15 protein-coding genes are annotated in these 19,088 nt (G+C 66.7%); 12 read left to right on the forward strand and 3 right to left on the reverse strand.

Annotation, left to right across the window (positions count from 1 at the left end):
- Positions 1–76: 76 nt before the first annotated feature.
- The 5 genes from infB to N5C88_RS03410 all read left to right on the forward strand — a co-directional run bounded on the left by infB (position 77) and on the right by N5C88_RS03410 (position 6,489).
- On the forward strand, positions 77–3,127 hold the full coding sequence (infB, locus tag N5C88_RS03390) for a translation initiation factor IF-2 (protein WP_280014688.1): 3,051 nt from the start codon (positions 77–79) through the stop codon (positions 3,125–3,127).
- Between the two features lie 24 nt (positions 3,128–3,151).
- Positions 3,152–3,553 (forward strand): 30S ribosome-binding factor RbfA, encoded by a 402-nt coding sequence (rbfA, locus tag N5C88_RS03395; protein ID WP_006388333.1) that lies wholly within the window; start codon positions 3,152–3,154, stop codon positions 3,551–3,553.
- A 37-nt stretch (positions 3,554–3,590) separates the two neighbouring features.
- On the forward strand, positions 3,591–4,343 hold the full coding sequence (gene truB, locus N5C88_RS03400) for a tRNA pseudouridine(55) synthase TruB (protein ID WP_059379278.1): 753 nt from the start codon (positions 3,591–3,593) through the stop codon (positions 4,341–4,343).
- A complete protein-coding gene (typA, locus tag N5C88_RS03405) occupies positions 4,340–6,163 on the forward strand; it encodes a translational GTPase TypA (protein WP_059379277.1) in 1,824 nt (607 codons plus the stop codon). Before truB ends, typA begins: the two co-directional genes overlap by 4 nt.
- 158 nt (positions 6,164–6,321) lie before the next feature.
- Entirely contained in the window at positions 6,322–6,489 is a 168-nt protein-coding gene (locus N5C88_RS03410; RefSeq protein ID WP_223283508.1) for a hypothetical protein, read from the forward strand.
- Positions 6,490–6,493: 4 nt separating this feature from the next.
- On the opposite strand, the gene cynR is transcribed toward N5C88_RS03410, so the two are convergent.
- A complete protein-coding gene (cynR, locus tag N5C88_RS03415) occupies positions 6,494–7,405 on the reverse strand; it encodes a transcriptional regulator CynR (RefSeq protein ID WP_059379275.1) in 912 nt (303 codons plus the stop codon).
- Between the two features lie 153 nt (positions 7,406–7,558).
- On the opposite strand from cynR, the gene N5C88_RS03420 reads away from it, so the two are divergent.
- From N5C88_RS03420 to N5C88_RS03435, 4 genes are all read left to right on the forward strand, one after another.
- Positions 7,559–8,785: a muconate cycloisomerase family protein gene (locus tag N5C88_RS03420; RefSeq protein ID WP_280014689.1), complete on the forward strand. Its 1,227-nt coding sequence runs from the start codon at positions 7,559–7,561 to the stop codon at positions 8,783–8,785.
- A gap of 42 nt (positions 8,786–8,827) precedes the next feature.
- A complete protein-coding gene (locus N5C88_RS03425; RefSeq protein ID WP_280014690.1) occupies positions 8,828–9,742 on the forward strand; it encodes a dioxygenase in 915 nt (304 codons plus the stop codon).
- Between the two features lie 109 nt (positions 9,743–9,851).
- Positions 9,852–11,198: an MFS transporter gene (locus N5C88_RS03430; RefSeq protein ID WP_280014691.1), complete on the forward strand. Its 1,347-nt coding sequence runs from the start codon at positions 9,852–9,854 to the stop codon at positions 11,196–11,198.
- Positions 11,199–11,220: 22 nt separating this feature from the next.
- Positions 11,221–12,009, forward strand: a complete 789-nt coding sequence (locus tag N5C88_RS03435) for a 1,6-dihydroxycyclohexa-2,4-diene-1-carboxylate dehydrogenase (protein ID WP_059379271.1) — start codon at positions 11,221–11,223, stop codon at positions 12,007–12,009.
- A gap of 35 nt (positions 12,010–12,044) precedes the next feature.
- Here N5C88_RS03435 and N5C88_RS03440 read toward each other — a convergent pair whose 3' ends face one another.
- Positions 12,045–12,992 (reverse strand): LysR substrate-binding domain-containing protein, encoded by a 948-nt coding sequence (locus N5C88_RS03440; RefSeq protein ID WP_251877218.1) that lies wholly within the window; start codon positions 12,990–12,992, stop codon positions 12,045–12,047.
- 104 nt (positions 12,993–13,096) lie between these two features.
- Here N5C88_RS03440 and N5C88_RS03445 point away from each other — a divergent pair, with 104 nt between their 5' ends.
- Positions 13,097–14,080, forward strand: coding sequence for a tripartite tricarboxylate transporter substrate-binding protein (locus tag N5C88_RS03445; RefSeq protein ID WP_118934812.1), 984 nt, complete (start codon positions 13,097–13,099; stop codon positions 14,078–14,080).
- A 43-nt stretch (positions 14,081–14,123) separates the two neighbouring features.
- Positions 14,124–15,548: a M20 family metallopeptidase gene (locus N5C88_RS03450; RefSeq protein WP_280014692.1), complete on the forward strand. Its 1,425-nt coding sequence runs from the start codon at positions 14,124–14,126 to the stop codon at positions 15,546–15,548.
- Between the two features lie 111 nt (positions 15,549–15,659).
- Here the strand turns inward: N5C88_RS03450 and N5C88_RS03455 are convergent, their stop codons facing one another.
- Positions 15,660–16,286 carry a TIGR00730 family Rossman fold protein gene (locus N5C88_RS03455; RefSeq protein WP_059379267.1) on the reverse strand — a complete coding sequence of 209 codons (627 nt, stop codon included), beginning with the start codon at positions 16,284–16,286 and terminating at the stop codon, positions 15,660–15,662.
- 64 nt (positions 16,287–16,350) lie between these two features.
- Between N5C88_RS03455 and polA the strand changes: the two genes are divergently transcribed.
- Positions 16,351–19,068 (forward strand): DNA polymerase I, encoded by a 2,718-nt coding sequence (polA, locus tag N5C88_RS03460; protein WP_280014693.1) that lies wholly within the window; start codon positions 16,351–16,353, stop codon positions 19,066–19,068.
- The last annotated feature ends 20 nt before the right edge of the window (positions 19,069–19,088 follow it).

The following is a 19,088-nucleotide window of genomic DNA, read 5'->3' on the forward strand; positions in this document are numbered from 1 at the left end:
TCCGCGGCGGGCGGAATATCCGCCGCCGCGAGTTCACGTTGTTTGTAATAGCTGCATATAGGGAAGAGAGAGCCTAATGTCGAGTAATACCGTCGCGCAGTTCGCTACCGAGCTGAAAATGCCTGCCAATGTGCTGCTGGATCAGCTGCGCTCGGCTGGCGTTGACCTCAAATCGGTCGACGATTCCGTCACCGACAGCGACAAGGCGAAATTGCTCGAATCGCTGCGTCGCGCCCACGGCGCGACCGAAGGCAAGAAGATCACCTTGACGCGCCGCCAGACGTCCGAGATCCGCCAGGCGGATGCCACCGGCCGTTCGCGCACGATTCAAGTCGAAGTGCGCAAGAAGCGCGTGTTCGTCAAGCGTGATCCCTCCGAAATCGCCCTGGAACAGGCCGCGTCCGCGCGTGCCGAAGAGGAAGCAGCCGCCGAAGCGGCGCCGCAGGAAGTGTCGGCGCCCGTCGCGCCCGAGGCTCCCTCTGCTGCCGCTCCTCGCGAGACCGCTCCCGTCCAGGCCGAGGCTGTTGCCCCGGCCAAGGCTGAAGAGCCCGTTGCTGCAGAAGCGCCCGCGCCGGTTGAAGCGCCCGCGCCTGTTGAATCCGTCGCGGCCGAAGCGCCCGCTCCCGTCGAGGCGAAAGCCGCCGAAGTCCAGGCCCAGCCTGAACCCGAACCGACGCCGGCGCCTGCTCCTGCCGAGCCCGTGGCCGAAGAGGCCAAGCCCGAAGTCAAGACTGAATCCACCGAGCCCCAGGCTGAAGAAGCCAAGCCGGAACCCGTTGTGCTAGCCAATAAGTCCGAAACATCTTCCTCCCAGGCCGCCGCGCCTGTCGCCCAGGCTCAGCCTGCTGCGAAGTCCGAACCCGTCAAAACCGCCGCGAAGCCCGAGCCCGCCGCGCCCGCCGTCAAGGTTGGCAACCGCGCGGACAACCGCCGCGCCGGCCCGCCTCTCGCGGCTTCCGCCCAGCCGGCGGCCCGCGATGAAGCTCGCCGCAAGGCCGAGGCTGAAGCCGCCGCCCTGCGCGAGATGCTGAACCGTCCGCGCAAGGTGCTGCGCGCTCCCGAACCGGAAGCGCCCGCCGCTGCCGCGCCGATCTCCGGCACGCTGCACAAGCCGGCTGGCAAGCCGGGCGCCGCTCCTGGCGCCAAGAAGGACGCCAAGCCCGCCGCTCCCGGCGCGAAGAAGACCATCAAGACCGCCGAAGTCGCTTCGACCTGGTCCGATGACGCCTCGCGCAAGAAGCCCGCGGACAAGCCGGCAGCCCCGGCCAGCCGCGACGGCTGGCGCGCTGGCGGCAAGGGTGGCGGCAAGGGCGGCCGAGGCGGCCGCAACCAGCAGAACGATCGCCGCAACGAGCCGGCGCCGCAGGAATTCATCGCGCGTGAAGTTCACGTGCCGGAAACCATCAGCGTGGCCGACCTGGCTCACAAGATGTCCGTCAAGGCCGCCGAAGTCATCAAGCAACTGATGAAGCTGGGCCAGATGGTCACCATCAACCAGGTGCTGGACCAGGAAACCGCCATGATCGTGGTCGAGGAACTGGGCCACGTGGCGATCGCCGCCAAGCTGGACGACCCGGAAGCCTTCCTGGACGAAACCGCCAGCGTGTCGGAAGCCGAACAGCTGCCGCGCGCGCCGGTCGTGACCGTCATGGGCCACGTCGACCACGGCAAGACCTCGCTGCTGGACTACATCCGCCGCGCCAAGGTTGCCGCGGGCGAAGCCGGCGGCATTACGCAGCACATCGGCGCCTACCACGTTCAGACCGAACGCGGCATGGTGACCTTCCTTGACACCCCGGGCCACGAGGCGTTTACCGCCATGCGCGCCCGCGGCGCCAAGGCGACCGACATCGTCATCCTGGTCTGCGCGGCCGACGACGGCGTGATGCCGCAGACCCGCGAAGCCATTCACCACGCGAAGGCCGCAGGCGTTCCGATGGTCGTGGCCATGACCAAGATCGACAAGCCCTCCGCCAACCCCGAACGCGTCAAGCAGGAACTGGTTGCCGAGGAAGTGGTGCCGGAAGAATACGGCGGCGACGTGCCGTTCGTGTCCGTGTCGGCCAAGACCGGCGAGGGCATCGACGATCTGCTCGAAAACCTGCTGCTGCAAGCCGAAGTGCTGGAATTGAAGGCTCCCGTCGACGCGCCCGCCAAGGGCCTGGTGATCGAAGCCCGTCTCGACAAGGGCCGCGGCCCGGTCGCGACCATCCTGGTGCAAAGCGGCACCCTGCACCGTGGCGACGTGGTGCTGGCCGGCGCAAGCTTTGGCCGCGTGCGCGCCATGCTGGACGAAAACGGCAAGCCTATCCAGGAAGCCGGTCCGTCGATCCCTGTGGAAATCCAGGGCCTGACCGAAGTGCCGGCCGCTGGCGACGAGCTGATGGTGCTGTCCGACGAGCGCAAGGCGCGCGAAATCGCGCTGTTCCGCCAGGGCAAGTTCCGTGACGTCAAGCTGGCCCGCCAACAGGCCGCCAAGCTCGAGTCCATGTTCGACAACCTGGGCGAGGGCACGCAGACCCTGGCCCTGATCGTGAAGACCGACGTCCAGGGTTCGCAGGAAGCGCTGGTGCAGTCCCTGGTCAAGCTGTCGACCGACGAAGTGCGCGTGCAGGTCGTGCACGCCGCCGTGGGCGGCATCTCGGAAAGCGACATCAACCTGGCCATCGCCTCGAACGCCGTCGTCATCGGCTTCAACGTCCGCGCCGAAGCCAGCGCCAAGAAACTGGCGGAGAACAACGGCATCGACGTGCGCTACTACAACATCATCTACGACGCCGTGGATGAGGTGAAGGCAGCCATGTCGGGCATGTTGGCGCCCGAGAAGAAGGAAGAAGTCATCGGCTTGGTCGAGATCCGCGAGGTTTACAGCATTTCCCGCATCGGCAACATCGCCGGTTGTATGGTGCTGGACGGCCTGGTGCGTCGCGATTCGCAAGTCCGCCTGCTGCGCAACAACGTGGTCCAGTGGACCGGCCAGCTCGATTCGCTGCGCCGCTTCAAGGACGACGTCAAGGAAGTCAAGTCGGGTTTCGACTGCGGCCTTACGCTGCGCGGCAACAACGACATCCAGGTGGGCGACCAGCTGGAAGTCTTTGAAATCAAGGAAATCGCGCGTACGCTGTAAGGCGACCGCGAGGCATTTTTTCCAATGAGCCGTCACAAGTCCAAAGCCATCCCCGGCCGCAATCTGCGGCTGGCCGACCAGATCCAGAAGGATCTGGCCGGGATCATCCAGCGCGAGATCGACACGACCCGCGCTGGACTGATCACGCTCTCTGGTGTGGAACTGTCGACCGATTACGCGCATGCCAAGGTGTATTTCACGGTTCTGGGCGCCGAGCCCGAAGCCGCGACCGCCTTGCTGAACGAAAAAGCCGGTTGGCTGCATTCCCAGCTGTACAAGCTGCTGCACATACACACTGTCCCCACTTTGCGCTTCTTCCACGACGAGCAGATCGCCCGTGGCATCGAAATGTCGATCCTCATCGACCGCGCAAACCGGCCCGGCCCGCACTCGGGCGTGCCCGACGAACCTGAAGACCAGTCCTGATCGGGCTGTCGTCACTGCTTTAAACCGGATTCCGACGATGGCTAAACGACGCGGGCTTACGCTCGACGGTGTGCTGTTGCTCGACAAACCCGTGGGTTTGTCGAGTAACCACGCCCTGCAACGCGCGAAACGCGCCATGGACGCGGCGAAAGCCGGCCACACCGGCACGCTGGATCCCTTTGCCACCGGCCTGCTGGTGTGCTGCATGGGACGCGCAACCAAGATTTCCGGCGCGATGCTCAACGCCGACAAGGCATATCGCGCTACGCTGCAATTTGGCTCCGAAACCGATTCTGGCGACCTGACCGGCAATGTCGTGTCCACCGCCGAGCCGGGCTTTACCGTGGATGAGCAGGCGCTGCGCGACGCGCTGTCACGTTTCTCGGGCACGATCGAGCAGATTCCGCCCATGTATTCGGCGCTCAAGCGCGACGGCAAGCCCTTGTACGAGTACGCGCGCGCCGGCATCGAGCTGGAACGGCCGCCGCGCCAGATCACGATTCACCGCATCGAACTGCTGTCCCTGAACGGGACCGAGGCAGAGATCGATGTGGCATGCAGTAAAGGCACATACATCCGGACGCTGGCCCAGGACATCGGGCGCGTGCTGGGCTGTTACGCCCACCTGACGGCGCTGCGGCGCACGCACGTCGGGCCGTTTTCCCTGGAACGCGCCGTTGCGCTGGATGCCTTGCAGGCCATGCCAGACCCCAAGCAGGCATTGCTTGCATTGAACGAATTGCCGGAGGGCTTGCTGCCCTCCACCCTGACCTTAAAGGACTCGCTATGACTCGCGCCTTGCGCAACGTCGCCATCATCGCCCACGTGGACCACGGTAAAACCACCCTGGTCGACCAGCTGCTGCGCCAATCCGGCACCTTCCGCGAAAACCAGGCGCTGACCGAACGGGTCATGGACTCGAACGACCTGGAAAAAGAACGCGGCATTACGATTCTGGCCAAGAACTGTGCCGTCGAATACGAAGGCACGCACATCAACATCATCGACACCCCGGGACACGCGGACTTCGGCGGCGAAGTCGAGCGCGTGCTGTCCATGGTCGACGGCGTGCTGCTGCTGGTGGATGCGGTTGAAGGCCCCATGCCCCAGACCATCTTCGTGACCCGCAAGGCGCTGGCCCTGGGCCTGAAGCCCATCGTCGTGGTCAACAAGGTCGACCGTCCGGGCGCCCGCACCGATTTCGTCATCAACGCCACCTTCGACCTGTTCGACAAGCTGGGCGCCACCGACGAGCAGCTGGACTTCCCGGTGATCTACGCCTCGGGCCTGTCGGGCTACGCCGGCCTGAATCCTGACGTGCGCGAAGGCAACATGCGTCCGCTGTTCGAAGCCATCCTCGAACACGTGCCGCAGCGCGACGACGATCCCAACGGTCCGCTGCAGATGCAGATCATCTCGCTGGACTACAACAGCTACGTCGGCAAGATCGGCGTGGGCCGCATCAACCGCGGCCGCATGCGTCCCGGCATGGAAGTGGCTTACAAGTTCGGTCCCGAAGGCCAGGGCGGCCGCGGCCGCATCAACCAGGTGCTGAAGTTCCACGGCCTGGAGCGCATCGTCGTGGACGAAGCCGAAGCCGGCGACATCGTGCTGATCAACGGCATCGAAGAACTGGGCATCGGCTGCACGGTGACCGACACCGCCAACCAGGACGTGTTCCCGATGCTGCGCATCGACGAGCCCACCCTGACCATGAACTTCATGGTGAACACCTCGCCGTTGGCCGGCCGCGAAGGCAAGTTCGTGACCAGCCGCCAGCTGCGCGACCGCCTGGACCGCGAACTGAAGTCCAACGTGGCGCTGCGCGTGCGCGACACGGGCGACGACACGGTGTTCGAAGTGTCGGGCCGCGGTGAACTGCACCTGACCATTCTGCTGGAAACGATGCGCCGCGAAGGCTACGAGCTGGCCGTGTCGCGCCCGCGCGTGGTGTTCAAGGATATCGACGGCGTGAAGTGCGAGCCGTTCGAATCGCTGACCGTCGACGTCGAAGACGCCCACCAGGGCGGCGTGATGGAAGAACTGGGCCGCCGCAAGGGCGACCTGCAGGACATGCAGCCGGACGGCCGCGGCCGTACCCGCCTGGAGTACCTGATCCCGGCCCGCGGCCTGATCGGCTTCCAGAACGAGTTCCTGACGCTGACGCGCGGCACCGGCTTGATGAGCCACATCTTCCATGAATACGCGCCCATCAAGGAAGGCTCGATCGGCGAGCGCCGCAACGGCGTGCTGATCAGCCAGGATCACGGCGACGCCGTGGCCTACGCCCTGTGGAAGCTGCAGGATCGCGGCCGCATGTTCGTGAGCCCGGGCGATGCGCTGTACGAAGGCATGATCATCGGCATCCACAGCCGCGACAACGACCTGGTCGTGAACCCCATCAAGGGCAAGCAGCTGACCAACGTGCGCGCTTCGGGCACCGACGAAGCCGTGCGCCTGGTTCCGCCGATCCAGATGTCGCTGGAGTACGCCGTGGAATTCATCGACGACGACGAACTCGTGGAAATCACGCCCAAGTCGATCCGCCTGCGCAAGCGTTTCCTGCTGGAAAACGAGCGCAAGCGCGCCGCGCGCGAATCCGCCGTCTGATAATTGCGCGCAGCCTTGCTGCGCGTGACATCAGAAAAACGCAGCCCGTGGGCTGCGTTTTTTTTGCCCGGCGCCGCGCCGCGCTGTTCCTTACTCGGTCGCACACGTCGCTTCGGGCGTGGCTGGCCTGCCTGAATGAATCCGCATTGGGGGCCGGCATGGCCCGCCTGCGCGCGCCCGGCCTGCCTTCCGCCAACATGCCTGAACAGCCCGCCCTGATGGAACGGCTGAGGGATCTTATGGCCGCGAGGAACAGCAACGATGCCGTGGGCGCGGTGCTGCGCACCATCTGGGACGGGAACGCCCACCGAGATTTGCAGAGCTAGAACCTCAGTGGCTGGAAGCGGCCGCCGCGCCGGGCAGGCGCTGTACCGCATCCAGCAGCCGGGCGGCGAACTCTTGCGCGGCGCGGCTGCGCGAGGCTTCCTTGCGCCACAGGATGGCCGCGCGGCGGATGGTGGTCGGGTCGGTGAGCGCGATGCTCTTGAGCCCCGATCCGGCCGCGCCCGCCGCATGTTCGGCGGCGATGGTGGCCAGCTCACCTTGCCGGCACAGGTGGATCAGGGCGTCCACCGACTCCATTTCCACCCGCACGTCGGGCATCAGGCCCGCCTGGGCGCAGGCCGCGTCTATCATGCGGCGCGTGGCGAAGCTGCGCGGCAGCAGCGCCAGCGGCACGCCCGCGAGATCGCGCATGCGCAGGCTGCGCCGCGAGGCCAGCGGGTGGTTCTTGCCGACCACCACCTGCAGGCGCTCGTCGAACAGGGGTTGCGCCTCGATTTCTTCGCGCAGCGCCGGATGGAAGGAAATGCCCAGGTCCAACTGGCCGCTGACCAGCAGGTCTTCGATGGGGCCTGCCCGCAGATCGCGCACCTGAATCTGGACCTTGGGAAAGGCCAGGCTGAATCCGGCCACCGCGTCCGGCACGAAATGGGTCAGGAAGGTGGGAATGACGCCTATGGTCAGGGACCCCGCCTGCAGGCCGGCCAGATCCGCCAGGGCCATCTTGCCGGCTTCGATTTCCTGTAGCGCCCGGCTGGCGTGGTCGCGCAGCACCCGGCCCGCCTGCGACAGGCGCAGCCCCCGGCCGATGCGGTCGAACAAGGGCATGCCGAGTTCTTCTTCCAGTTGCCGCAGGCCGTGCGACAGGGTGGATTGCGTGACGTGCAGGGCGTCGGCCGAGCGGGTCAGGTGCTCGGTGTCGGCGACGCTGAGAAAGTAGCGCAACTGGCGCAGTTCCATCGAGAGACTCCTGGCGACCAGCCGGTCTTGGCGGCCGATGACTACAAGTATATTGTTCGATGATATCGAATGATAAATGCAATATAAATCATTGGATGCAAAACCGGCCGAGCCCTAATCTTGCCGCATCACTCACGCAGGGCTTCAGGCTTTATGACATCCGTTTCGACCCCCGCTCCGATCACGGCAGACGACGCCACCTGGCGCATCGAGCGCATCCACGCAAGAATCGTCGACATCCCGACGATCCGGCCGCACAAGTTTTCGTTCGGCGCCATCAACCGGCAAAGCCCGGTCATCGTGCAGCTGTGGCTGGCCAACGGCGCCTGCGGGTTTGGCGAGGCGGCCACGATAGGCGGACCGTCCTGGAACGAGGAGTCGCCGGAAACCATCCTGCATGCGATCCAGAATTACCTGGCTCCCGCTGTGACAGGCACCGATGCGCGCAGGTTCGCCGAACACATCAATCGCTTCGATGCCGTCTGCAAGGGCAATGCGTTTGCCAAGAGCGCGGTGGAAATGGCGCTGATCGATGCGGTGGCGCGCAGCCTGGGCGTGCCGGCCTGGCAGTTGCTGGGCGGCAAGCGCATCGAACGCCTGCCGCTGGCCTGGACGCTTGCCAGCGGCGATTCGCAGCGCGATCTGGAGGAGGCCGAGCAGATGATGCAGGCGCGCCGCCATCGCCTGTTCAAGCTCAAGATCGGCGCGCGCAGTCCGGCGGATGACGTGGCGCACGTGACCCGCATCGCGCGCGGCCTGGACGGCCGCGCCGACATGACGGTGGACGTCAACCAGGCCTGGGACGGCAACACGGCGCGCCGCTATCTGCCGCAGCTGGTGGAGGCCGGCGTGACCCTGATCGAACAGCCCGTGGCGAAGTGGGACGTGCAGGCCTTGCGCGAAGCGACGCAGTCGCTGGGTTCCGCCGCGCTGATCATGGCGGACGAAACCGTGTGCTCCGCGCAGGACGCCTACATGCTGGCCTCGCAGCGTGCCTGCCATGTGTTTTCCCTGAAGGTCGCCAAGCATGGCGGGCTGCTGCGCACGCGCGAGGTCGCGGCCGTGGCGCAAGCCGCCGGCATCGGCTGGTACGGCGGCACCATGCTGGAAACCTCGCTGGGAAGCGCGGCATCGGCGCACGTGTTCGCCACGCTTTCCGACCAGCACCACGGTTGCGAACTGTTCGGCCCGCAGTTGCTGGTCGACGACATCGTCGAGCAGCCCATGGCCGTGCGCGACTTCGAACTTCATCTTCCCGACGGCCCCGGCTTTGGCGTCGTCGTTGACGAAAAACGGCTGGAACGCTTTGACCGCGCAAGGGCTGGCCTGACGCCCGCCACGGTCGACTTCGGCCGCCGCGGCGAGACCGCCGCGACCTGACCCACCACTTTCCCGATCATTCCAAAAAGCAGGAGACGCATCATGGCTGAATATACCCAGCAACAACTACTGGACCTGGTCAACAGCTCCCAGGTCAATCCGGGCAACGACCGCGTCCGGCAGATCACGCAGCGCATCGTGTCGGACCTGTTCCGCGCGATCGACGATCTCGACATCAAGCCCGACGAATTCTGGGCGGGCGTGGACTGGCTGGCGCGCCTGGGCGCCAGCGGCCAGCTGGGATTGATCACGGCCGGCCTGGGCTTTGACCGCCTGATCGACATCCGCGAGGAAGAAGCCGACGAGGCCGCCGGCCGCGCCGCCGGCACGCCGCGCGCGATCGAGGGGCCGCTCTACATCGCGGGCGCGCCCTTGTCCGACGGCGAGGCCCGTCTGGACGAAGATCCCGCAGCCGGCACGGTGCTGGTGATGGAAGGGCAGGTGCGCGACGTGGATGGCAATCCCGTCGCCGGCGCGCTGGTGGACGTCTGGCATGCCAACGAGCTGGGGCGCTATTCGCACTTCGATCCCGATCAGGCGGACTACCACCTGCGCCGCAAGATCAAGACCGACGCGCAAGGCCGCTACCGCTTCCGCAGCTTCATTCCGCCGGGCTACGCGATTCCGCCGAACAGCCCCACGTCCGAACTGTTCGTGGCGCTGGGCCGCCATGGCAACCGGCCGGCCCACATCCACTTCCTGGTCGCCGCCGAAGGCCAGCGCACCTTGACCACGCAGGTCAACATTCCGGGCGACACCTTCCTGGACGATGACTTCGCCTTCGCCACGCGCGACGGCCTGGTGGTCGAACTGCAGCCCAATACGCCGGCCGCCGGCTATGAGAGCCTGGGCGTGAACGCGCCGTTCACACGCGTCTGTTTCGACTTTGTGGTGCAGCCGGCGCTGGACGCCGACGAGGCCCGTCCGCAAGCCCGCATGGACCGCGCCACCGCCTGACCGATGCCTGGGCGGCGCCCGCAAGCGGCGCCGCCATTTTTTCCCCAAACCACCTAGAACAACCCGCAGGCGCGAGGCCGGGTTCGGCCGCGCCATGGAGACAACCATCATGACCGCGACTTCCAGTTGGTCGATCCCCACGCTGATCGACCAGGAACGGCTGGGCGCCTTTCAATGGCGCGTGCTGATCCTGTGCTTTCTGATCGCGCTTTTCGACGGCTTCGATACACAGGCGATCGCCTTTACCGGACCCGCGATCCTGGCCGCTTTCGATTTGAAGGCGGGCGCCCTGGCGCCCATTCTGACCGCCGGCATCGTCGGCATGACGGTCGGTGCGATGACCCTGGGCCTGATCGGCGACCGCATCGGCCGCCGTCCGGCCATCATGCTGGGCCTGGCCCTGTTCGGCCTGTCCACGCTGGCCACGGCCTGGGCCACCGACACCACCCACATCCTGGTGCTGCGCTTCATTGCCGGACTGGGCATGGGCGGCTGCACGCCGGTGCTGCTGGCGCTGGCCGCCGAGTACGGTCCGGCCCGTTTGCGCGGCGCCATCATGACCGGCGTGCTGCTGGGCCTGCCGGCGGGCGCCATGCTGGGCGGCCTGCTGGCCGCCCGCATGCTGCCCGTGATCGGTTGGGAAGGCATCTTCATCGTTGGCGGCCTGGCGCCGCTGGTCCTGCTGGCCGTGGCCTTCGTGATGCTGCCCGAGTCGCTGTACTTCAAGGCCACGCGCCGCGATCCGGAAAGCCAGCGCTATATCGCGCGAGTCCTGTCGGCGATATCGAGCCGCAAGCTGGGCGCGGACACGCAGTTCACCGTGCCGGAGGAATCCGTCGCGCGGGCCGGCGTGGGCGCGCTGTTCTCGGACGGCCACGGCGCCAAGACGGTGGCGATCTGGGCGGTGTACCTGCTGAATTGGGTGGCGTGGTTCATGCTGCTGTCGTGGCTGCCCACGGTGCTGAAGGCCGCGGGCCTGCCCGCCGAGCAGGCGCCCATGGGCACCGTCATCGTCAATGCCGTCTTCATTATCTGTGCGATTCCGCTGTCCTTCGTGCTGCCGCGCGTCAACACCCGGCGGCTGCTGGGCGGCATGTTCGCGCTGGGCATCGCGGTGGCCGTCGGCCTGAGCCAGGCCGGCGACAACTGGACGCTGGTCTTCATCCTGGTTGGCGCGGCCGGCTTCGGCATCGGCGGACAGCAGATCGCGCTGAACTACCTGGTCGTGGGCGCTTATCCGACCGCCTTGCGCGCCACCGCCACCGGCTGGGCCATCGGCATGGGCCGCGCGGGCGCGATCGCGGGTTCGGCCATTGGCGGCAGCTTCCTGGCCTGGGGCGGACCGTCGGGATTCTTCATCGCGCTGGCCATGCCCCTGGCGGTTGCGGCTTTGGCGGTGCTGAGCCTCAAGCTCAAGCATGCGCGGCCGGACGGCGCGCTTTCGGCGGCGCATTGATACCGCAAAGGACGATACAAGCATGAGCACACATCTACGTTTCGAGGGCCAGGTGGCCCTGGTGACCGGCGCCGCGCAGGGCGTGGGCCGGGCAACGGCGCGGCGCCTGGCGGCCGAGGGCGCGCACGTCGTCGTGGTGGACCGGGCGGAGGAGCAGGGCGCCGCCGTGGCCGAGGAAATCCGGGCCGCGGGCGGACGCGCCAGCTTTGCCCAGGCCGATCTGGAAACCCATGCGGGCGCGCAGTCCATGGTGCGCGCGGCGCTGGAAATCAACGGCCGCATCGACGTGTCGGTGCACAACGTGGGCGGCACGATCTGGACCCGCCCGTTCTGGGAATACACGCCCGAGCAGATGCAGCGCGAGGTCAACCGCTCGCTGTGGCCGACGCTGTGGTCCTGCCGCGAAGTCATACCGGTGATGCGGGCGCAGGGCGCGGGCGCCATCGTCAACGTGGGTTCCAACGCCACGCGCGGCATCTACCGGGTGCCGTATTCGGCCTCCAAGGGCGGCGTGCACGCCGCCACCGTCTGCATGGCCCTGGAGCTGGCGAAGTCCGGCGTGCGCGTCAATTGCGTGTCGCCGGGTGCGCTGGACAATGGCGTGCGGGCGATCCCGCGCAACCAGGAGACGCCGTCCGAGCAGGAGACCGCCTGGGTGGGCGAGATGTATGCGTCCTGCCTGCGTGACACGCCGCAGGACCGGCTGGGGCAGGCCGAGGAAGTCGCTGCGGCGATCTGCTTCATGGCCGCGCCCGAGGCGTCCTACATTACCGGGCAGATCATGTACGTGGCGGGCGGCGACATAGGCTGACCCGCTGGGCTGGCTGGCGGCTCGGGGGTGTTTTTTCAGGCCGCCAGCCAGTCGAGGAAATCGCGGCCAGGTCCCTGGTCGCGCACGATCGCGCCGATCGGCTGGAATGAACCCGGCGATTCGATGCGCAGGCGCTGGAAATGCCCGTGCTGCATGTACCAGTTGCCCAAGGTCTGCGGCACCATGACCAGGGCCTGCTGCGCCTGCATGACGGCGATGAGCAGCGGCATGGGCGGGGCGGCGCTGCTGAGCCTGCACAGCCGCGGCACCACCCCGGCGCGTTCGAAGAAGGCCTTGAACACCGCATGGATGGCCAGTTCCGGGCGGGGTTCTATCCACAGTTGGGACGCCACTTGCGCCAGCGTCGGCGCGCCGTCCGCATCCAGCAGCGGGTGGCCGGCAGCGGCCACGATCACCGCCGCGTCCTCCTGCAGCGGCACGAATTCCAGGCCGGCGGGCACGGCTTCCGGACGCCGGCACAGCAGCATGTCCAGGCTGCCGCTGGCGGCCTGGGGCAGTAGCTGTTCGCGGCTGCCTTCCACCACCTCCACTTGCAATCCCGGGCGCGCGTTCAGGTAGGCGGGCAGGCGCTCGGCCAGCAGGCCGCCCGTGGCTGCCGGGATGGCCCCCAGGCGTAGATTGCCCGTGGCGCCCTGGCGCAGGGCCGCCACCGAATCCGTGGAGGCGCGCAGCGTCGTCAGCATGCTGCGGGCGCACTCCGCCATGAGCTGGCCGCTGCGCGTGGTGCGCATGCCGCGGGCATGGCGCTCGAATAGCTGCACGCCCAGCAGATCCTCTATGTCGGCCAGCGCATGGGTGGCCGCCGGCTGGCTCAGGCCGATATGGCTGGCCGCCTGCTGGATGCTGCCCAGGTCGGCGATGCTGGCCAGCAATTGCAGGTGGCGCAGGCGCCCCTTGGCGAGCAGGCGGGACAGCAGGGTGGCGGGAGCGACGTCCATGGCGCAGGCAGGAAAGATATTCAAAACACGAATATATCCACGCATTAATGTATTTGAAATAAGGATATGCCCTGGACACAATGCTGCGATCCCTTACATCGCTTCCGTTCCCCAGGAGTGGCTGGTCCATGAAGTCCCGTCTGCTGCACGCGCTGGTATGCGCCGTAACTTTCAGTGTTTCGTCCCTGGCCGCCGCCCAGGACGCCTATCCCTCCCAGCCCCTGCGGCTGATCGTGCCGTTCGCGCCCGGCGGGTCCACCGACGCGCTGGCACGCGCGGTGGCCGAGGGCCTGCGCAAGGAACTGGGCCAGAGCGTGGTGGTGGAGAACCGCGCCGGCGCGGGCGGCCTGCTCGGCACCGAGGCGGTGGCCCGGGCCGAACCCGACGGCTACACGCTGGGCATGGCCACGGTCAGCACCATGGCCGTCAATCCGCTGCTGTACGGCACCAAGCGCGTCAATCCCGAAACGCAGCTGAAACCGGTGGCCTCGGTGGCGACGGTGCCGGTCGTGTGGATGGTGAATCCGGCGTTTCCGGCGCAGGATTTTGCGCAATTCCTGGCCGAGCTGCGGGCCCATCCGGGCAAGTATTCCTATGGTTCGCCCGGCGTCGGTTCGCTCGGCCACCTGAACCTGGCGGCGATGAACGCGGACCTGAAGGTCGATGTGCTGCACGTGCCGTACCGCGGCATGGGGCCGGCGCTGACGGCCGCGGTGGGCGGCGAGGTGCAGGTGCAGCAGGACCAGTACGCGTCCGCGCAATCGCTGGTCAAGGCCGGCAAGCTGCGCGCCATCGCCGTGTCGGCGCCCGCCCGGATGCCCGACATGCCGGACCTGCCGACCATGACGGAACTGGGTTATCCGCAACTGAACGCGCTGGGCCAGACCTGGTTTGGCTTGGTCGTGCCGGCCGGAACGCCCGATGCCGTGGTGCAGCGCCTGAACCAGGCCGCGGTGCGCGCGCTGGCCGATCCCGCGCTGGTGCAGCGCCTGGCGGGCATGGGCGCGCAGCCCGACGCGGGCACGCCGCAGGCCTTTGCCGAGCGCATCGCGCAGACGCTGGCCGCCAACCGCAAAATCATTGAAACTGCCGGCATCAAGCTCGACGAGTGACCTGACCGGTTTTTTCCCCGCCATTACAGCCACAGGAGAAACAATGGGTGCCATCGATAAACTTGCGCCGTTCATCGACGCGCGCAGCGAGCGCTACGCGCAACTGAGCGACCGCATCTGGAGCCTGGCCGAACTGCGCTACGACGAGCACAAGTCCGCCGAGCTGCACATTGCCATGCTGGAGGAAGCCGGCTTTCGCGTCACGCGCGACGCGGCCGGCATTCCCACCGCCTTCGTGGCGGAGGCCGGCAACGGCGGTCCGGTGATCGGCATCCTGGGCGAGTACGACGCGCTGTCCGGCTTGAGCCAGGAAAGCGGCGCCTACGCCTGCCAGCCTTCGCCGGAGACGCCGAACGGCAACGGCCACGGCTGCGGCCACCATCTGCTGGGCACGGCCGCGCATTTCGCGGCGGTGGCGGTCAAGGAGTTCCTGGAGGCCAACGGCCTGCCCGGCACCATCCGCTTCTACGGCTGTCCGGCGGAAGAGGGCGGCTCGGGCAAGACCTTCATGGCGCGTGCCGGCCTGTTCGATGACGTGGACGCGGCGTTGACCTGGCATCCCGCATCGCACACCGGCATCTTCCACCAGTCCTCGCTGGCCAACATCCAGGCTTATTTCCGCTTCCGCGGCGTCGCGGCGCACGCGGCCAATTCGCCGCACCTGGGCCGCAGCGCGCTGGACGCGGTCGAGCTGATGAACGTGGGCGTGAACTACCTGCGTGAACACATGGTGCCCGATGCGCGCGTGCATTACGCCGTGACCAACAGCGGCGGCATTTCGCCCAACGTGGTGCAGGCCCGCGCCGAGGTGCTGTACCTGGTGCGCGCGCCCATCAATTCGCAGGCCGCCGAACTGTACGAGCGCGTGCAGAACGTGGCGCGCGGCGCGGCGCTGATGACGGGCTGCGAACTGGAGATCGTGTTCGACAAGGCCTGCTCGAACTACATCCCCAACGGCGTGTTGAACCAGATCATGTACGCCAACATGCTGGCCTTGCAGGGTCCCGACTACACCGCGGGCGAGCAGCAGGCCGCGCGCCGCATGTGGGACGCGATCTCCGCGGACGACATCGACAACGCCGGCAAGAACCTGGGCGCGGTGCTGCGCAATCCCACGCCGCTGTTTGCCGGCGTGGCGCCCTACGAGCCCGGCCGAGCCGAGATCACCTACGGTTCCACCGACGTGGGCGACGTGAGCTGGGTCGCGCCCACCGCGCAATGCTGGGGCGCCTGCTACGCCTACGGCACGCCGTTCCATTCCTGGCAGATGGTGGCGCAGGGCAAGATGTCCATGGCGCACAAGGGCATGGTGCACGCGGCCAAGATCATCGCGGCGACCGCCGCCGATCTGTACACGCAGCCGGAGGCGCTGGCGCGCGCCAAGGAAGAACTGATGGAGACGCGCCGCGGGCAGCCTTACGTCTGCCCGATACCGGCGGACGTGCTGCCGTCGTTCATGCGCAAATAGGAAGAGGGGCCCCCACGCCGCGCGCGCTTTGCGCGCTTGCTGCCCCCCGAGGGGGCGGCGCCGCCTTAGGGCGGCCTGGCGGCGGCGCGGGGCCTCAAGTTACATACGATTTCAGGCCGGCAGGGACGGCGCGTACTGCGCGTCCGAAATGACCTTGGCGTGGAATTCCACCACCTTGCGCACCACCTTCATGGGATCGTCCTCGATGATGAAGAGATCCAGGTCGTGCGCGCCTATCATGCCGTTGGCCAGCACCTGGCCGCCCAGCCATTCGACCAGTCCGGACCAGTACTCGCTGCCCACCAGCACGATGGGAGCGGGCGGGACCTTGCCCGTCTGGATGAGCGTCAACGCTTCGAAGAGTTCATCCAGGGTGCCGAAGCCTCCAGGCATCGCCACATAGGCGAAGCTGTGCATGAAGAAGGTTGCCTTGCGCGAGAAAAAATACTCGAATGACAGGCTGATGGTTTGGTATTCGTTGTTGTGCGCTTCGTGGGGCAGGCTGATGTTCAGACCGATGCTGGTGCCGCCTGCTTCGAACGCGCCCTTGTTGGCTGCCTCCATGATGCCGGGACCGCCGCCGGCGATCACCGCGAAACCGGCGTCGGCCAGCGCGGCGGAAATTGCGACGGTGGTTTCATAGTGGGGGGAATTACGGCTGACTCGTGCACTGCCGAAGACGCTGACAGCAGGCCCGATGTTCGCGAGCTTGTCTGCCGCCGTCCGTATCTCTGACATAATCAGCGGAATTTGTTTGTTGGCGGGTGTTTCCGCAGCTATTGCCATATCTGCCTTTGTAACCATGAAAAAAACCTTATTACTGGTCGACGGTTCAAGTTACTTGTACCGCGCTTTCCACGCTATGCCTGATTTGCGCAACGCGCAAGGCGAACCCACGGGGGCGCTTTACGGCGTGGTGAATATGCTGCGCAAACTTGTCTCTGATCATAAGGCAGAGTATGCCGCATGTATTTTCGATGCCCGCGGCAAGACCTTCCGTGATGATCTCTATCCGGAATACAAGTCGCATCGCCCGCCCATGCCTGAAGACCTGGCCGCGCAGATCGAACCCATCCACCGCGCCGTGCGCGCGCTGGGCTGGCCGGTGCTGGCCATCGAAGGGGTCGAGGCCGACGATGTGATCGGCACCCTGGCCAAGCGCGCCGCCGAGCATGACGTGCACACCATCGTGTCCACCGGCGACAAGGACCTGGCGCAGCTGGTCAACAGCCACGTCACCCTGGTCAACACCATGACCGGCGAAGTGCTGGACGAGCCCGGCGTGGTCAACAAGTTCGGCGTGCCGCCCGACCGCATCGTGGATTACCTGATGCTGGTGGGGGACGCGGTGGACAACGTTCCCGGCGTGACCAAGGTGGGCCCGAAGACGGCGGTCAAATGGCTTACGGAATTCGGCTCGATAGACAAGCTGGTGGAAGGCGCGGAAGGCGTCAAGGGCGTGGCGGGCAGCAACCTGCGCGAGGCCATTCCCAACTTCCCGCTGACGCGCCAATTGCTGACCGTGAAGTACGACTGCGACCTGGCCGGCCATGTGGACAGCGTGGACGACCTGACGCCGCGTCCGCGCGACGACGCGACGCTGACCGAACTTTATGAACGCTATGGTTTCCGCACCTGGCTGCGCGATCTGACTGGCGACGCCGAGCGTGTGCCCACGGGCGACGCCCGCGTCGCGCACGAGGCGCCGGCCGCGCCGGTGGAACTGGATTATCAGATCATTTCCGATTGGGCCGCGTTCGACGCCTGGATGGAAAAGCTGAAGGACGCGCCCCTGGTCGCGGTGGACACCGAGACCACCTCGCTGGACGAAATGCAGGCCAGGATGGTGGGCATGTCGCTGGCGGTGGCGCCTGGCGTGGCGTGCTACATCCCGGTTGCGCACCGCGGCCCGGACAATGCGCCGCAGCTGCCCAAGGCCGAGGTGCTGGCGCGCCTGAAGCCCTGGCTGGAAGACGCGTCCCGCGCCAAGCTGCTGCACCACGCCAAGTACGACGCGCACGTGTTCGCCAACGAAGGCATCAAGCTGGCCGGCATCGCCGAAGACACGATGCTGCAGGCCTATGTGCTGGAATCGCACCGCGGCGTGGGCCTGAATGACCTGGCCCAACGCTATCTGGGCCGCAGCGGCGTGTCCTACGAGGACCTCTGCGGCAAGGGCGCCAAGCAGATCGGCTTTGACGAAGTGGCGGTGGACAAGGCCGGCCATTACGCCGCCGAAGATTCGGACTTCACCTTGCAACTGCACCAGGTGCTGCGCCCGATGGTGGCCGCCGACGCAGGCCTGAACCGCATCTATCTGCTGGAAATGCAGGTGTCCTCGGTGCTGACCACGGTCGAGCGCAACGGCGTCAAGGTGGATGCCGCGGAACTCGGCCGCCAGAGCCACAAGCTGGGCCAGGAGATGCTGCAGCTCGAACAGAAGGCCTATGAGTTGGCAGGCCAACCCTTCAACCTGAATTCCCCCAAGCAGCTGGGCGAGATCCTGTTCGGCCACATGCAGCTGCCGGTGGTGCGCAAGACCGCCAGCGGCGCGCCATCCACCGACGAAGAGGTGCTGAGCAAGCTGGCGCTGGACTATCCGCTGCCGCAGGTGCTGCTGGAGTACCGCGGCCTGTCCAAGCTGAAGTCCACCTATACGGACAAGCTGCCGCGCATGATCAACCCGGACACGGGGCGGGTGCACACGCACTATTCGCAGGCCGCGGTGATCACCGGCCGCCTGGCCTCGTCCGATCCCAACCTGCAGAACATTCCGGTGCGCACCGAAGCCGGCCGGCGCGTGCGCGAGGCGTTCATCGCCGAGCAGGGCATGCTGCTGTCGGCGGACTATTCCCAGATCGAACTGCGCATCATGGCGCACGTGTCGGACGACGCCAACCTGCAGCGCGCCTTCGCGGCGGGCGAGGACATCCACCGCGCTACCGCCTCCGAAGTGTTCGGCGTGGCGCTGGCCGACGTCTCCACCGACCAGCGCCGCGCCGCCAAGGCCATCAACTTCGGCCTGATCTACGGCATGGGGGTGTTCGGCCTGGCGTCCAACCTGGGCATCACGCGCGATGCCGCCCAGGCCTACATCGACCGCTATTTCGCCCGCTATCCCGGCGTGGCGATGTACATGGACGATACCCGCCGCCGCGCGCGTGAACAGGGCTACGTGGAAACCGTCTTCGGGCGCCGCCTGCAGCTGCCGGAAATCCGCGGCGCCTCGGGTCCGCGCCGCCAGGCGGCCGAACGCGCGGCCATCAACGCGCCCATGCAGGGCACGGCGGCCGACCTGATCAAGATGGCCATGGTGGCGGTGCAGGACTGGCTGGAAGCCGAACAGCTGCAGACGCGCATGATCATGCAGGTGCACGACGAACTGGTGCTGGAAGCGCCCGACGCCGAGCTGGAGCTGGTCAAGGAAGCGCTGCCGCGCCTCATGTGCAACGTTGCGGAACTGCGCGTGCCGCTGGTGGCGGAAGTCGGCATGGGCAAGAACTGGGAGCAGGCCCACTAGGGCCGGAATCACCCCGTCCC

The sequence above is a fragment of the Achromobacter sp. GD03932 genome (assembly GCF_029839485.1).
Lineage (GTDB): Bacteria > Pseudomonadota > Gammaproteobacteria > Burkholderiales > Burkholderiaceae_B > Achromobacter > Achromobacter bronchisepticus_A.

Bases quoted from the DNA above. Each gene is read 5' to 3' on its own strand.
- infB (WP_280014688.1), top strand. From the start codon at position 77: ATGTCGAGTAATACCGTCGCGCAGTTCGCTACCGAGCTGAAAATGCCT.
- rbfA (WP_006388333.1), top strand. From the start codon at position 3,152: ATGAGCCGTCACAAGTCCAAAGCCATCCCCGGCCGCAATCTGCGGCTG.
- truB (WP_059379278.1), top strand. From the start codon at position 3,591: ATGGCTAAACGACGCGGGCTTACGCTCGACGGTGTGCTGTTGCTCGAC.
- typA (WP_059379277.1), top strand. From the start codon at position 4,340: ATGACTCGCGCCTTGCGCAACGTCGCCATCATCGCCCACGTGGACCAC.
- N5C88_RS03410 (WP_223283508.1), top strand. From the start codon at position 6,322: ATGGCCCGCCTGCGCGCGCCCGGCCTGCCTTCCGCCAACATGCCTGAA.
- cynR (WP_059379275.1), bottom strand. From the start codon at position 7,405: ATGGAACTGCGCCAGTTGCGCTACTTTCTCAGCGTCGCCGACACCGAG.
- N5C88_RS03420 (WP_280014689.1), top strand. From the start codon at position 7,559: ATGACATCCGTTTCGACCCCCGCTCCGATCACGGCAGACGACGCCACC.
- N5C88_RS03425 (WP_280014690.1), top strand. From the start codon at position 8,828: ATGGCTGAATATACCCAGCAACAACTACTGGACCTGGTCAACAGCTCC.
- N5C88_RS03430 (WP_280014691.1), top strand. From the start codon at position 9,852: ATGACCGCGACTTCCAGTTGGTCGATCCCCACGCTGATCGACCAGGAA.
- N5C88_RS03435 (WP_059379271.1), top strand. From the start codon at position 11,221: ATGAGCACACATCTACGTTTCGAGGGCCAGGTGGCCCTGGTGACCGGC.
- N5C88_RS03445 (WP_118934812.1), top strand. From the start codon at position 13,097: ATGAAGTCCCGTCTGCTGCACGCGCTGGTATGCGCCGTAACTTTCAGT.
- N5C88_RS03450 (WP_280014692.1), top strand. From the start codon at position 14,124: ATGGGTGCCATCGATAAACTTGCGCCGTTCATCGACGCGCGCAGCGAG.
- N5C88_RS03455 (WP_059379267.1), bottom strand. From the start codon at position 16,286: ATGTCAGAGATACGGACGGCGGCAGACAAGCTCGCGAACATCGGGCCT.
- polA (WP_280014693.1), top strand. From the start codon at position 16,351: ATGAAAAAAACCTTATTACTGGTCGACGGTTCAAGTTACTTGTACCGC.